Below are 12,478 nucleotides of genomic sequence, written 5' to 3'. Positions count from 1 at the left end.
TAACACCCAGGGCGGCACGCAGGGCGGCAGCAACAACGTCCAGGGCGGCACGCAGGGCGGCACCAACAACACCCAGACCCAGGGCAACACCCAGGGCGGCACCGGCGACACCAAAAAGAGCGGCACCGGAAACACCGGTAACACTCAGGGCGGCACGCAGACCGGCACCGACAACACCCAGGGCGGCACGCAGGGCGGCAGCAACAACGTCCAGGGCGGCACGCAGGGCGGCACCAACAACACCCAGACCCAGGGCAACACCCAGGGCAACACCCAGGGCAACACCCGCAACGCCCAGAGCGGCATCACGCAAGGCGCCGAGGACGTGACAAAGGGGCTCACTACGAGCATGCCCAAATGGATTACTGACCTGATCGAGTGGTGAGGCCGCTGTCGTGACCAACGAGGCCCACTGTGGTGTTGAGATGTCTGACATCTCAACACCACAGTGGGCCTCGTTGGTTCGTATCGTGGCGTACTCGGCGTTCGTTCCGGCATCGGGGCGAGGGCGGCCGGCCACCCATCACCCGCGTTGACAACGCTTCAGGTCACTACAGCTAGGGCGTTGCCGAGCGGGGCTGGGTCGTCGGGATCCGTGAGGTGAAGAACAGGGCGAGCAGCGAGGCGAGGGCGAGGACGGCGAGTGCGGCGCGGAGGCCGTCGAGCCGTGCCTCGTTGTTCGCGTCGAGCGCCGCCTGTGAGACCTCCGTGCTCGTGCCGGCTTCGTCGAGCGCGGTCTTGAGCTGAGCGTCCGAGAGGAAGGGCGCGCCGCTCTGGAGCTCGACGGAGGTCTGGCTCCTGACGTCGGCCGGGACCGCCGGATTCTGCTCGATGCCGGTGACGAACGAGGTTGTGAGCGCGGCGATGAGGATCGACCCGGCGAGTGCTGTACCGAGCGAAGCGCCCAGGTTGGTGACGGCGTTCTGGACTCCGCCGACCTCCGCGCTCTGTGCCTCCGGCACCGCGGACACGGTGACCGACCCGAGCTGGGACGCCAGTGCGCCCATGCCGAGCCCGATCAGCAGGAGGGGGAGGGTGACGATCTCCGCACCGGCTCCCGCGTCGAGCGCGGCCATCAGGGCCACCGCGCCGGCGAGCAGCGCGAGGATCCCGAGCCGCACCACCCGGCGCGGTGAGACATCCGGGAGGAAGCGCGGGATCAGGATCGCGGCCGCCAGCAGCGTCAGGGAGAGCGGCAGGATGCGGGCACCGGTCTTGAGCGCGGACAGGCCCAGGGCGACCGACAGGTACAGCGGGACGACGAAGAACACGCCCATCTGGACGAGGTACTGGAAGAAGAACATCGTCAGGCCGCCGGTGAGCTGCTTGTTCTGCAGCAGGGCCGGGTCGATGAGCGGCTCCTTGCGCTGCTCCACCAGGCGGGCCTCCCATCGGAGGAAGAGCCAGATCAGCAGCAGACCGGCCAGCGCCAGCCAGACGACCAGCGAAATACCGAGCCATGAAGGCGCGCCGGGCCTGGGCCGGAACCAGCCCCATTCGTCCGAGCGGAGGACTCCGTAGACGAAGATCCCGAGGCCGAGGGCGGAGAGCACACAGCCGAGGAGGTCGATGCGGGAGCGTTCGCCGACCGGCGCGTCGGCGATGCGGCGGGCGAGCACGAGGATGCCGAGCACCACCGCGACCTCACCGGCGAACACCCAGCGCCAGGAGAAGTACGTCGTCGCGACGCCTCCGACGAGCGGCCCTACCGCGATCGCCACGGCCCCTGCCGCCGCGACGAGGCCGTAGGCGGCGGGACGGCGTTCCGTGACGAAGTTGCCCGCCACGAGCGCCACGATCGCGGGCATGATGAGAGCGGCTCCGATCCCCTCGAGGAGCGCCCAGCCGAGCAGCAGTACGGGGAGGTTGGGCGCGAGTGCCGTGGTCAGGGAGCCGCAGCCGTAGATGACGCAGCCGATCATGAACGCGCGTTTGCGGCCGATCAGCGCACCGACCTTGCCGCCCGGGATCATGAACATCGCCATCACGAGGGTGTACGCCGTGATGGCGCCCTGGATCCCCGTCACGGTCGTGCCCACGTCCTCGGCCACGGTGGCGATCGAGACGTTCATGACCGAGCTGTCGAGAGCCATCAGGAACTGACCTGCTGCGAGTGTCAGCAGGACGAGTCGCGCCGTCCTCGAACTCTCAGCAGCGCCTGCCGCAGGTGCCATGGGCGCATCGTGGCAGCTGTCCCGGGAGCCGGTGCTCCGACCCGCCACCGTCGTCACCCGTTGGCGGCGAACGTGAGTGGGGCCCGGCACTGTGCGTGCCGGGCCCCACTCAGGTGTCGCAGGTCTCTAGAACGTGCCCAGCTTGATGATCGACAGGAGTGCGATCAGCTGGATCGCGGAGGCGGCCAGCGCCTTCGGCCACGGCAGGTCGTGGGACTTGCTCACCATGACCGTCAGCAGGAAGCCCGCGAGCGCCCAGGTCGCCCAGCCGATGATCTGCACGAACGGGGCGTCGCCGCCGAGGAACATCGCGAAGAGCAGGCGAGGGGCGTCCGTGATCGCGGTGATCAGCATCGCGAGGCCGACCGTGGGCTGCCACGCTCCGTCACCGCCGAGCTGGCGGGCCAGCGTGTGTGTGACCACGCCCAGGACGAAGAAGCTGATCGTGATCGCGACGGCGGTGGTGAGGGTGTAAGGGATCGCCGACGAGAAGGTGGCGTTGATCACGTCCTCGCGGGCCGAGTCGAAGCCGAAGATCGCGAGCAGGCCGTACAGGAACGTCACGATGAGGGCGGGGCCCCACATCGCGTAGTCCCGCATCTGGAGGTACGTCTGGCCGGGGCGCAGGACGACGCCGGACAGGAGCTGCTTCCAGTGCAGCCGCGGCCCGACGGGCGTGGCCGGGGCGGAACCCGCCCGGTACGTGTCGCCCTGGCTGTACGGGTCCTCGCCCACGGAGAACGCCTGGGTGTGCCCCGGGTTGTTCGCCGCGTACGGGTCGTAGCCCTGGCCGCCCTGTCCCTGTGGGCCGTTCGGGTCGCCGAAGTATTCCGGCTCACCGTGGCCTCCGGACTGGGGCCACTGCTGCTGACCGTACGGCTGCTGCGGTTGCTGCCCGCCGTACTGGTGCTGCTGCGGTTGCCCGTTCGGGGGCACGGGAGGGTAGCCGTACGGGGCCTGCCCCTGGGGGGCACCCTGTCCGTACGGTCGCGATTGCGAGGCGCGGTTGTCCCGGCCGCGTCCGATCCTGAATCCAGCCACGTCATCGAACGTACCTGGTCCCGGAAGGTGAGGTGCCGGGCCCAGTGGATCGGGCCCGGCTTTGCGGCCGAGCTGTGACATCCCCTAAGGGGCCTTTCAGGGTGTTCCCGGGGGCCGGCGTGTCAGGTGGGTGAGCCGAGTTCGCACCAGACGTATTTGCCCGCGGTGCCCGCGCCGGTGTTGACCCGGAACCAGCCCCAGTCGTCGGCGCACGCGTCGACGAGGTGCAGTCCGTAGCCACCCGGGGCGGCGGGTCCCGCGGGCGGGGTGGGGTCGGTGTCCCAGGCGCCGAGCCGCAGCGCACGGCCGTTGTGCCGGAGCTTCAGAGCGGCGGGGCCTTCGGTGTGCCGGATGGCGTTGCCCAGCAGCTCCGAGGCGAGTAACTGCGCGTCGTCGAGGAGGGCGGGCAGGTGGTGGCTGGTGAGGATGCGGGTGAGGGTGTGCCGGGCGACGGATACCGCTCGGGGGTCGTGGGGGACGTAGAGGGTGTATTCCCAGGTGGAGGGGCCGGTGTCCTGACTGTTCCGCATGTGGGGCTCCCGGTGGGGGCGGTGGCATTGCCGCCTGGCCGGGGCGGTGCCTTCCGCGATTTCGAAGAGTGTGCGGTGCGTCACCGACGGTAGGGGGTTCAGTTGAACCCCGTCAAGCGGGACTGAGATACTCGCGTGTCCCAACTCGCGGGAAAGCAGGGGTACATGCCGGCGCGAAGCATCATCACGGCACGTCAGGAGCGGCTCGGGGTCGAGCTTCGAAAGCTCCGCGAGCGTGCGGGTCTGACCGGCCGGGAAGCGGCCAGGGCCATGGGGTTCGCCGAGACCCGGATTTCTGCCGTCGAGTCGGCGCGGGCCGGTGTGAGCGCGGAGCGCGTCCGCTACTTGGCGGGTCAGTACGCGTGCGACGACACCGCACTCGTCGACGCGCTCGCGGCCATGGCGGCGGAGAGCGGGCGCGGCTGGTGGGAGGAGTACCGCGGCCTTGTGCCCTCGGGCTATCTGGAACTGGCCGAACTGGAGCACCACACGACGCACTTGAGGACGTTCCAGAGCGTCAGCATCCCGGGCCTCCTGCAGACGGAGACGCAGGTGCGAGCGCTGTTCGCGGCGGCGGTACCGAAGTTGCCGGAGGAGGAACTCGATCTACGGGTTCACTTCCGGCTGCGACGCCAGGAGTTGCTCACAGGGGAGCGGCCACCCCGGTACGACGTGGTGATACACGAGGCTGCTCTGCGTATCCGGGCGGCCGACAGCAAGGTCGCCCGGGAACAGCTGCTGCACCTCCTGGACCGGTCGGAGCTGCCCCAAGTAGCAGTACACGTCGTGCCGTTCGACGCCGATGGATTCGCCGGGTTGTGCTACCCGATGCTGTACGCGGGCGGCCCGGTGCCCCAGCTCGACACGGTCCTGATGGACACCCCGCACGGCGGTGCTCTCGTGGACGCGGAGGCACAGCTGAGCCGCTATCGAGGGCTCCTCAACAAGGTGGAGAGGGCCGCGCTGGGGGTCGTAGAGTCGAGGGAACTCATCCACCGCCTTGCGCACGACATGTGAGAGGTCCCCTCATGGCCCAGGAGATCGTGTGGCAGAAGTCCTCGTACTCCGGCGGTCAGGACGGGCCTGACTGCCTCGAACTCGCCACGCACGAGGGCGCCGCCCTCCTCAGGGAGAGCGACGCCCCGGACGACGTACTCAGAGTCCGGCCGGAGGCGCTGGCTGGGCTGATACGTGGGGTGCTGACCGGCGCAGTCTGAGGCTGGGAGCGGTCAGCCCAGCATTTCGCTGCCGAGGCAGGGCGTCCCGGAGGCGGAGAGGCCCGCTGCCGAGGCGCCGAAGCTGAGGGCGTTGCTGGTGGTGATGCCGGAGGCCGATCCGCGCAGGCTCCAGAGGGCTCCAGCGCCGGCGTTCTCGTCCTGCGCGCCGATGGACAGGTCCGCGTGACCGTCACCGTTGAGATCGGACAGCTGTACAGCCGAACCGAAATGGTCGTTGTCCTCGTTCGCGCCCGGTACCCCGGCGGTGTCCTGATGGAAGGACTTCGAACCTTCGGCCGTCAATCCGGTGGGAGTGGCACGGAGCACGGTGACGGAGCCGGTCAGGTCGGCGCTGCCGATGCTCTCGTAGAAGGCGGAGACGGCCGCGTCGGCAAGGCCGTCGCCGTCGATGTCTCCCAGCGACAGCGCATAGCCGAAGTAGTCGCTCGTCTCGTCCTCGCCCGGCACTCCGGGGGTGTCCTGGTCGATGGTCTGCGCCGCAGCGGCGCGGATTCCCTCGGCGCTGCCGAGGTGGGTGGAGATGGAGCCGCCGATGCTGTCCCCGCTGCCGCCCCAGTAGGCGCCGGTGACCAGGTCGTCGTACCCGTCGCCGTTGATGTCGCCCACCGCTGCCTTCTTGTCGCTCTCCAGCGCGTTCTGGAAGGTCAGCCCGGAGGACGAGCCCACGTACACCATCGTGGCGGCGTACTTGTGGGAGGAATCGGGGAAGTACGTGCCGTTGACGATCAGGTCGTCGTGGCCGTCGCCGTTCACGTCGCCCGAGTCCAGGGACTCGGCGCCGTGGGACGTGCCGCTCTGGGCGGCCGTCGTGAGCTTGTACCGGGACGACGCTCCCGCCGACTTGGTGAATCCACCCTTGTGGATCCAGACATCCTTGCCCGAACTGCCGACGGCCAGGTCGTTCTTTCCGTCGCCGCTGAAGTCGCCGACCGTGAGTGATTGCCCGAACGAGTCGTGACCGGACGTGTTCGGGTCGCCGAGGGTCAGTCCGGTGGAGAGGCCGCCGGCGCTCCCCCAGATCACTACGGCTGTGCCGCCGTTGGTGTCGTCCCCGACGTCTTCGCCCGGGGCGCCCACGACGAGATCGGTGTACCCGTCGTTGTTGAGGTCTCCGGAGGCGAATCCGGCGCCGAAGAAGTCGCCGGATTCGGCTGTGCCGGGTACCCCGGTCGCGTTCTGCGTGACCACGGTGCGACGCGATGCCGAAATTCCGGCAGAAGAGCCGTAGTTGACGACCACGGCACCTGCGTTCTTCGCGCCGCTCACGGTGGTGTTGTAGGCGGCGGTCGCCAGATCGGGATAACCGTCCCCATTGAAGTCCGCCTGAAGTCCGGAGGGCGCGGCGGAGGCGGGGGCGGACGGCAGAGTCAGGGGCGTGAGGCCCGCCGCGACGATCGCGGCGAGGGCCGTTGCGGTGCGCATGCGCACGGGTGGGGTCCTTTCGGGGGTGGGCCTCTGTTGCGGTCGCGGGTCAGTCGGTCAGCGCGCCCCAGAGGTACTTGATCGACGTGTCCCCGAGCGTGGCCGGGGTGAGGGACAGCGATCCCGTTCCGGTCGGGCCGGAGGAGGTGCCGGGAAGTACGAAGACGCGGCCCGCCGTTCCGTCGGGGAATCCGGCTTCCGGGGCCGACGCGACCAGTTCGGGGCGGCCGTCGTGGGTGACGTCGGTGAGCTGGACGGAGTCGCCGAGCCCGCCCTCGTCGGTGGTCTCGCCCTCGATGCCGGGCGTCCCGTAGTCGTACCAGCGGGCGTTCTTGCCGGTCAGCCCGGATGAGCCGCCGCGCAGCAGCGTGAGGCCGCCCGCGTAGAACGGGCCGTCGCCGACCATCTCGCCGCTGACGCCCACGGCCAGGTCCGGATAGCCGTCCCCGTTGGTGTCGGCGGCCGACACGTCGCTTCCGAACGAGTCACCGAACTCGCGGGCACCGGGCACGCCGGATGTGGACTGCGTGATCGTCCTGGCCGAAGAACTGGGGCCGGTGGAGGTGCCGGGGAGGATGTAGACGGCGCCGCCCGTACTCGCGCGCGGGCTGCCGAGCGTGAGGTCTCCGTACCCGTTCTTGTCGTAGTCGGCGATGGTGACACTGGCCTCCATGAGGGACGCGGACGCGGGCAGGCTCACCTTCTTGGTCTTCGTGGGGCCGCCGCTGCCGCCCTTGTAGAACCAGACGCGGTTGCTGTCGGTGTCCCAGTCATCGCCCAGGACCGCGAAGTCGGCCGTGCCGTCCTTGGTGACCTTGCCCGCGACGACCCGGTCGGGGGAGATGTTCTCGCCGTCCGTGGGGTCGAAGTTCGTGGCGCGGCCGCGGGTTCCGGACTTGGTGAACGGGCCGCGCAGGTACCAGATGTTGTCGTCGTCGACGGCGACGAGGTCCTGCCGGCCGTCCGCGTCGAGGTCACCGACGGCGATGTCCTCGGCGAACCCCTTGTCCTTGTACTTGGGGTTCTTGTACGCGCTGCCGGCGGTCAGCCCGGACGCGGAGCCCCACAGGACGGTGACCGTGCCGGTGTACTCGCCGTCGTTCTCACCGGGCGCGGTGACCACGAGGTCGGCGTAACCGTCCTTGTTCATGTCCTGCGTGACGATGTCCGTCCCGAACGCGTCGCCCGCTTCCGCGGCACCGGGGATCCCGCTGCTGTTCTGCGAGACGATCACGCGATGGGCGGGGGCGAGGCCGTTCGCGGCTCCGAGGAGCACGACGACGGCGCCGGCCTTCTTCGCGCCGCCGACCGTGGCGCCGCGGTCACCGATGGCGAGGTCCCGGTACCCGTCCCCGTTGAAGTCGCCCGCGAGGCCGGACGGTGCGGCGGACGCGGACGTGGCGGTCAGAGGCAGGGCGAGCAGGCACGTCGTGAGGGCCGTGGTCAGGAGGAGGGTGCGCTTGCGCATGGGGTGGGTCGCTCCGAGAGGGTGCGCGGTCGGGAACGGGCCCGCACCGAAGCGGTGCGGGCCCGACTGGCTGGCTGGAGGCGTCAGTTCGCCGCGTTTCCGCCCAGCTGCGGGTACGCGTCCGTGGAGACGCCGGTCGAGGTCGCCGAGAGGGAGCGCGAGCCCGTCGTGGTGATCGTGGTGCCGTTGGACGGGAGGTACGTCAGCGCGCCGTTGCCGCTGTTCTCGCCGTACACGCCGATCGTCAGGTCCGCCTTGCCGTCGCCGGTGACGTCGGTGAGCTTGACCTCGTTGCCGAAGAAGTCCTTCGTCTCGTCCGAGCCGGGGACGCCGGCCGTGGACTGGGCGAAGAACTGGCCGCCGGACTGCGTGTTGATGCCGTTCGCCGAGCCGTACAGGACCGTCACGGAACCGGTGTCCGTGACGCCGCCCAGGTTCTCGCCGGCGGCGCCGACCACCAGGTCCTGGTAGTGGTCGCCGTTGATGTCGCCGAGGGACAGCTCGCCGCCGAACTCGTCGCCGCGCTCGGAGCCGCCGGGCACGTTACCGGTGTCCTGGCTGATGGCGGCGGTGGCGGCGGGGCCGCTCGCCGAGCCGTACGTGATGTTGACCTTGCCGCCGTCGGTCGAGTTGGTCTGGTCCGCGCTGCCGTCCGTGGGCGCGTCCCACTGCTGGCCGGTCACGATGTCACCGAAGCCGTCGCCGTTCACGTCGCCGATGTCGGTGATGATGCCGGGCTTCAGCGTCTGCGCGGACGAACCGACGAGGCCGGAAGCGCTGCCGGGGATGTAGAAGTTGGTGTTCCAGCCGGCGCTGGTGTTCGTCTCGTAGCCGTCGACGACGAGGTCGGTGGCGCCGTCGCCGTTCACGTCACCCGCGGTGAGGGTGAGCGGGCCGGTGCTGCCGCCGGACTGGATCGGGGGCTTGAGCGTGTAACGGCCCCCCGCTGTACCCGACTTGGCGATGCCGCCCTTGTAGACGTAGACCGTGGCGGCCGAGGAACCGACGGCGAGGTCGTCCTTGCCGTCGCCGTCGAAGTCGCCCGCGGCGAGCGTCTTGCCCCACCGGTCGTGGGAGGAGACGGCCGGGTCCGCGATCGTCGTGCCGCCGGTGAGGCCCGACGCGGAGCCCCACATGATCATGACGGTGCCGCCGTCGGTGTCGCCGTCGACGTCCTCCCAGGCCGCGGAGACGGCCAGGTCGTCGTAGCCGTCGGAGTTGAAGTCGCCGTACGCGCTGACCCAGCCGAAGCCGTCGTTCGTCTCGGCGGTGCCGGGGACGCCGGTCGTGTTCTGGCTGACGGTCTTGCGGGCGGCGGCGTTGATGCCGTTCGCGGAGCCGTACAGGGCGACGATCTGGCCGGCGCCCTTCTTGCCGCCGACGGTCGACGAACCGGCGGAGAACGCGACGTCCCCGATGTGGTCGCCGTTGAAGTCGGCCTCGTGGTGGTGGACGGAGTCGGCGGCGAGGGCCGCGCCCGTGGAGAGGGAGAGCAGCCCGCCCGTCAGCGCGGCCGCGGCGGCCGAGGCGAGGGCGATGCGTATGTGCTTGTGCATGCGGGTTCTCCTGCTGCATGCGGGGATGCCTGGCGGGCATCCGCAGTCAATGGGGTGCGTTCCGCGGGCGTTTGCCGGGAGTTGTCCCAGGCGTTGCCCTGCGGTTGGCGAACAGGAGACTTCTTGTGGGGCCTGAGGGTTGTATGGGGTGAAGTTATTTCTTTGGTGCCGACAGTTACTTGTCGGTGCTTCAGCGCAGGGTCGTGCCGAAGGCGACGGAGGCGTCCGTCAGGCTGCCGAACTCCGAGCCGTGGAATGACGTCGCGTACGACGTGGTGACGTACGGGACGGCGCCGCGCAGGACCCACACCGCGCCCGCGTCGGGCCAGGGCCCGATGTCCTCGCTGTTCGCGCCGATCGCGAGGTCGGCCCGGCTGTTCTTGTTGATGTCCTTGAAGCGGACGGACGAGCCGAAGTGGTCGCCGGTCTCCGGGACGCCGGCCACCCCGGCCGTGTCCTGGTGGTAGGCGCGGCCCGAGCCGAGGCCGCCGGTACCGCCCTTGAGGACGGTGACGCTGCCCGTTCCCGTGACCGTGCCGACGCTCTCGCCGGGCGCGCCCACCGCCACGTCCGCGTACCCGTCGTGGTCGAGGTCTCCGGCGGTCACGGCGGCGCCGAAGCGGTCCTCCGGCTCGGCGGCGCCGGGCACGCCCGCGGAGTCCTGCGTGTACGTCTTCGTGGCCCCGAAGGAGCCCTGCGCGCCGTAGCGGACGGTGACCGAGCCCGTGGCGGCGTTGCCGGTGACGAGGTCGGTGTAGCCGTCGCCGTTCACGTCACCGGCGGCGGCCGCGTCCCGGGTCGCGCGCGCGTCGTCGCCCTCGGCGAGGACACCGGAGTAGTAGCCGATGTCGCCGACGCCGCCCTTCATGTACACGGTGTAGGGCTTGCCGTCGGCGCGCTCGCCGTAGAGGACGTACGTGTAGCCGTCCTTGGACAGGAACGTGGCCGCCTCCATGCCCTCCAGGCGGACGCCCTCGGGCAGGAAGTCGACCTCGGGCGCGATGGCGCGGGTCGGGTCCGCGTTCTCGGCGTAGAACCACCAGCCGTCGGAGCTGATCACGGCGAGGTTGGCGGCGCCGTCGCCGTCGATGTCGACGAAGGAGGCGGCCTCGCCGAAGCGTTCGGTGCCGGTGGTGGGGGAGTTGAAGACCTTGGCGCCCTGGGTGAAGGGCTTGGGACCGCCCCAGAGGACGGTGACGGAGCCGGTGGTGTTGCCCGTGACCCGCTCGCCGGGCGCGCCGACGATCAGGTCGGCGTAGCCGTCGTAGTTGACGTCGCCCGAGGTGACGTTCTCCCCGAACTCGTCCTCCTGCTCGGTGACTCCGGGGACTCCGGCCGTGTTCTGGGTGACGGTCACGGCGCGGGACGGGCTCACGCCGCTCGCGGAGCCGAACGTGACGGTGACCGTGTTCGCGTCCGGGGTGCCGATGGCCAGGTCGCGGTAGCCGTCGCCGTTGAAGTCGTCCTTGAGCGTGGTGGCCGCGGAGGCGGATCCGGCGAGAGGCAGGGTGAGTCCGGCCGCCGCGACGGCGGCGGCACCTGCGGCGATGACGAGCTTGCGCATACGCACGAGGAGCACTCCCGGAGAAAAGGGGGAAGGGGTTCTGGGAGTGTGACTCGCGAGGTGAGGGGTTGGTTGTGTCCGGGTGGCCGCCCGGTTAACGGCGGCCGGCCGCCATCGGGCTCGTCATCGATCCGGTACGCCTCAGGACGTGAACTCGGCTGTGGAGAAAGTGACTTGGGGCTTGGCCGCGACCAGTTTGCCGCCCTTGACCCCCGTATAGACCGCCACCGTGTCCGCGCTCTCCCCGCGATACGTGCGCACGGCGAGGTCCGCGCGGCCGTCGCCGTCGAAGTCGGCGGTCCGCAGGACCTGGGTGGTGCCGGTGGCGCTGGGGGTCACGGTCACCGCGGCACCTCCACCCGTCCCCAGAAGGGTCACCGCGCCGCCGGACACGACGAGTTCGGCCACGCCGTCCCCGTCGAAGTCGCCCGCGGTGATGGCCTTGCCGGTCGCCTTGAGGGCGCGGGCGCCCGGCCGGGAGAGGGTGACGCCGGAGGCCGTGAGCAGCGCGGTGTCCGCGCCGCCGGAGCCCTTGGTGAACCGGCCGACCGCGAGGCCGAGGCCGGACGGCAGCGCGGCGCCGGAGCGGGCCGGTCCCTGCGGGCCGCCGAGGACGATCCGGGACGGTGACGAGCCGGCGGAGGTGCGGCGCACGAGCAGGTCGTCGTACCCGTCGCTGTCGATGTCGAAGGCGGGGCCCACGGGTACGTTGCCGGGCGCGGTCAGCGGCTTGCCGGCGGCGCGCGGGGCGCCCTTGCGCGTGAAAGGACCGCGCAGGAAGCTCAGCCGTCCGCCGCTCGCGTGGACGGTGAGGTCGACCGAGCCGTCCCCGTCGAAGTCGCCGCACACCGGCTGGTCCGGCCAGTCGTTGCCGAACCGCGCCTGCGCGGGGACGACGAGCTTCACGCCCTGGTGGGTGAGCCCGCCCGGTCCGCCGAACAGGATCTGCAGCGGCACCGGCGGCTGCCCCTGCCCGTCGAACGGCGGATCGGTCGACACGACCAGATCGGTGAAGCCGTCCTTGTCGAGGTCGCAGCTCGCCTCGGAGTCGAACGCGGCGGGCGTCTCGCCCCCGGTCGGCGCCGCGTACTTCGCGGGACGCAGCAACTGCCGCGCCCCGGGCACGAGTCCGTGCCCCTTCCTCCCGTACACGACCCCGATCCCGGCGTCGTCCCCGAGCCCGTCGTGCACGAGGTCGTCCAGTACGAGGTCGGGGGCGCCGTCCCCGTTGAAGTCGTCCGGCACCTTGCTGCCGCGGCCGTGCGGGACGGGGAGCGCGGCGCCGGACCTGCCGGTCATGGCCACGGGGCGGTGCTTGGCGGCGGGCTTGTCGTCGCCGCCGCAGCCGGTGACGGCGACGGCCATGAGCAGCGTGCACCCCGCCGCGGCTGCGCGTATCGCGGCGCTGCGGCCGCCCCGTTTGCCCACCATCGCCTCTGACCCCGCCCGCCTCATGTGCCACTTGACCCGTTCATGATGCCGCCG

10 protein-coding genes and 1 pseudogene are annotated in these 12,478 nt (G+C 70.6%); 3 read left to right on the top strand and 8 right to left on the bottom strand.

The features are described from left to right. Positions 1-385: pseudogene (locus tag ACIPWY_RS13570) on the top strand (hypothetical protein); the annotation flags it as partial. 172 nt (positions 386-557) lie between these two features. Here ACIPWY_RS13570 and ACIPWY_RS13565 read toward each other — a convergent pair. From ACIPWY_RS13565 to ACIPWY_RS13555, 3 genes are all read right to left on the bottom strand, one after another. Continuing rightward, positions 558-2,174: an MFS transporter gene (locus tag ACIPWY_RS13565; protein ID WP_362901296.1), complete on the bottom strand. Its 1,617-nt coding sequence runs from the start codon at positions 2,172-2,174 to the stop codon at positions 558-560. 126 nt (positions 2,175-2,300) lie between these two features. Continuing rightward, complete coding sequence (locus ACIPWY_RS13560; RefSeq protein WP_362901294.1) at positions 2,301-3,296, bottom strand: Yip1 family protein; 996 nt, start codon at positions 3,294-3,296, stop codon at positions 2,301-2,303. A gap of 41 nt (positions 3,297-3,337) precedes the next feature. Further along, positions 3,338-3,745: an ATP-binding protein gene (locus tag ACIPWY_RS13555; RefSeq protein ID WP_401533200.1), complete on the bottom strand. Its 408-nt coding sequence runs from the start codon at positions 3,743-3,745 to the stop codon at positions 3,338-3,340. Between the two features lie 165 nt (positions 3,746-3,910). On the opposite strand from ACIPWY_RS13555, the gene ACIPWY_RS13550 reads away from it, so the two are divergent. Continuing rightward, on the top strand, positions 3,911-4,762 hold the full coding sequence (locus ACIPWY_RS13550) for a helix-turn-helix transcriptional regulator (protein WP_362901291.1): 852 nt from the start codon (positions 3,911-3,913) through the stop codon (positions 4,760-4,762). Positions 4,763-4,773: 11 nt separating this feature from the next. Further along, complete coding sequence (locus tag ACIPWY_RS13545) at positions 4,774-4,962, top strand: DUF397 domain-containing protein (protein WP_362901289.1); 189 nt, start codon at positions 4,774-4,776, stop codon at positions 4,960-4,962. A 12-nt stretch (positions 4,963-4,974) separates the two neighbouring features. Here ACIPWY_RS13545 and ACIPWY_RS13540 read toward each other — a convergent pair whose 3' ends face one another. From ACIPWY_RS13540 to ACIPWY_RS13520, 5 genes are all read right to left on the bottom strand, one after another. Then, complete coding sequence (locus tag ACIPWY_RS13540) at positions 4,975-6,405, bottom strand: FG-GAP-like repeat-containing protein (RefSeq protein WP_362901287.1); 1,431 nt, start codon at positions 6,403-6,405, stop codon at positions 4,975-4,977. 49 nt (positions 6,406-6,454) lie between these two features. Next, positions 6,455-7,873 (bottom strand): FG-GAP-like repeat-containing protein, encoded by a 1,419-nt coding sequence (locus ACIPWY_RS13535; RefSeq protein ID WP_401533197.1) that lies wholly within the window; start codon positions 7,871-7,873, stop codon positions 6,455-6,457. Positions 7,874-7,956: 83 nt separating this feature from the next. Continuing rightward, positions 7,957-9,429, bottom strand: coding sequence for an FG-GAP and VCBS repeat-containing protein (locus tag ACIPWY_RS13530; protein ID WP_362901283.1), 1,473 nt, complete (start codon positions 9,427-9,429; stop codon positions 7,957-7,959). A gap of 190 nt (positions 9,430-9,619) precedes the next feature. After that, the gene (locus tag ACIPWY_RS13525; RefSeq protein WP_401533479.1) at positions 9,620-10,993 is read right to left on the bottom strand and encodes an FG-GAP repeat protein; all 1,374 of its coding nucleotides are present in this window, start codon (positions 10,991-10,993) and stop codon (positions 9,620-9,622) included. A gap of 141 nt (positions 10,994-11,134) precedes the next feature. Beyond that, on the bottom strand, positions 11,135-12,424 hold the full coding sequence (locus ACIPWY_RS13520; protein WP_401533194.1) for an FG-GAP repeat domain-containing protein: 1,290 nt from the start codon (positions 12,422-12,424) through the stop codon (positions 11,135-11,137). Positions 12,425-12,478: the final 54 nt, after the last annotated feature.

It is taken from the genome of Streptomyces sp. NPDC090032 (genome assembly GCF_044748025.1).
Taxonomy (GTDB): Bacteria; Actinomycetota; Actinomycetes; order Streptomycetales; family Streptomycetaceae; genus Streptomyces.
The sequence above is the reverse complement of the archived record's forward strand: the minus strand, read 5'-3'. Positions and strand labels throughout refer to the sequence as shown.

Excerpts from the sequence above, each read along its gene's own strand:
- ACIPWY_RS13565 (WP_362901296.1), bottom strand. The coding sequence starts at position 2,174 with ATGGCACCTGCGGCAGGCGCTGCTGAGAGTTCGAGGACGGCGCGACTC.
- ACIPWY_RS13560 (WP_362901294.1), bottom strand. The coding sequence starts at position 3,296 with ATGTCACAGCTCGGCCGCAAAGCCGGGCCCGATCCACTGGGCCCGGCA.
- ACIPWY_RS13555 (WP_401533200.1), bottom strand. The coding sequence starts at position 3,745 with ATGCGGAACAGTCAGGACACCGGCCCCTCCACCTGGGAATACACCCTC.
- ACIPWY_RS13550 (WP_362901291.1), top strand. The coding sequence starts at position 3,911 with ATGCCGGCGCGAAGCATCATCACGGCACGTCAGGAGCGGCTCGGGGTC.
- ACIPWY_RS13545 (WP_362901289.1), top strand. The coding sequence starts at position 4,774 with ATGGCCCAGGAGATCGTGTGGCAGAAGTCCTCGTACTCCGGCGGTCAG.
- ACIPWY_RS13540 (WP_362901287.1), bottom strand. The coding sequence starts at position 6,405 with ATGCGCACCGCAACGGCCCTCGCCGCGATCGTCGCGGCGGGCCTCACG.
- ACIPWY_RS13535 (WP_401533197.1), bottom strand. The coding sequence starts at position 7,873 with ATGCGCAAGCGCACCCTCCTCCTGACCACGGCCCTCACGACGTGCCTG.
- ACIPWY_RS13530 (WP_362901283.1), bottom strand. The coding sequence starts at position 9,429 with ATGCACAAGCACATACGCATCGCCCTCGCCTCGGCCGCCGCGGCCGCG.
- ACIPWY_RS13525 (WP_401533479.1), bottom strand. The coding sequence starts at position 10,993 with ATGCGCAAGCTCGTCATCGCCGCAGGTGCCGCCGCCGTCGCGGCGGCC.
- ACIPWY_RS13520 (WP_401533194.1), bottom strand. The coding sequence starts at position 12,424 with ATGGTGGGCAAACGGGGCGGCCGCAGCGCCGCGATACGCGCAGCCGCG.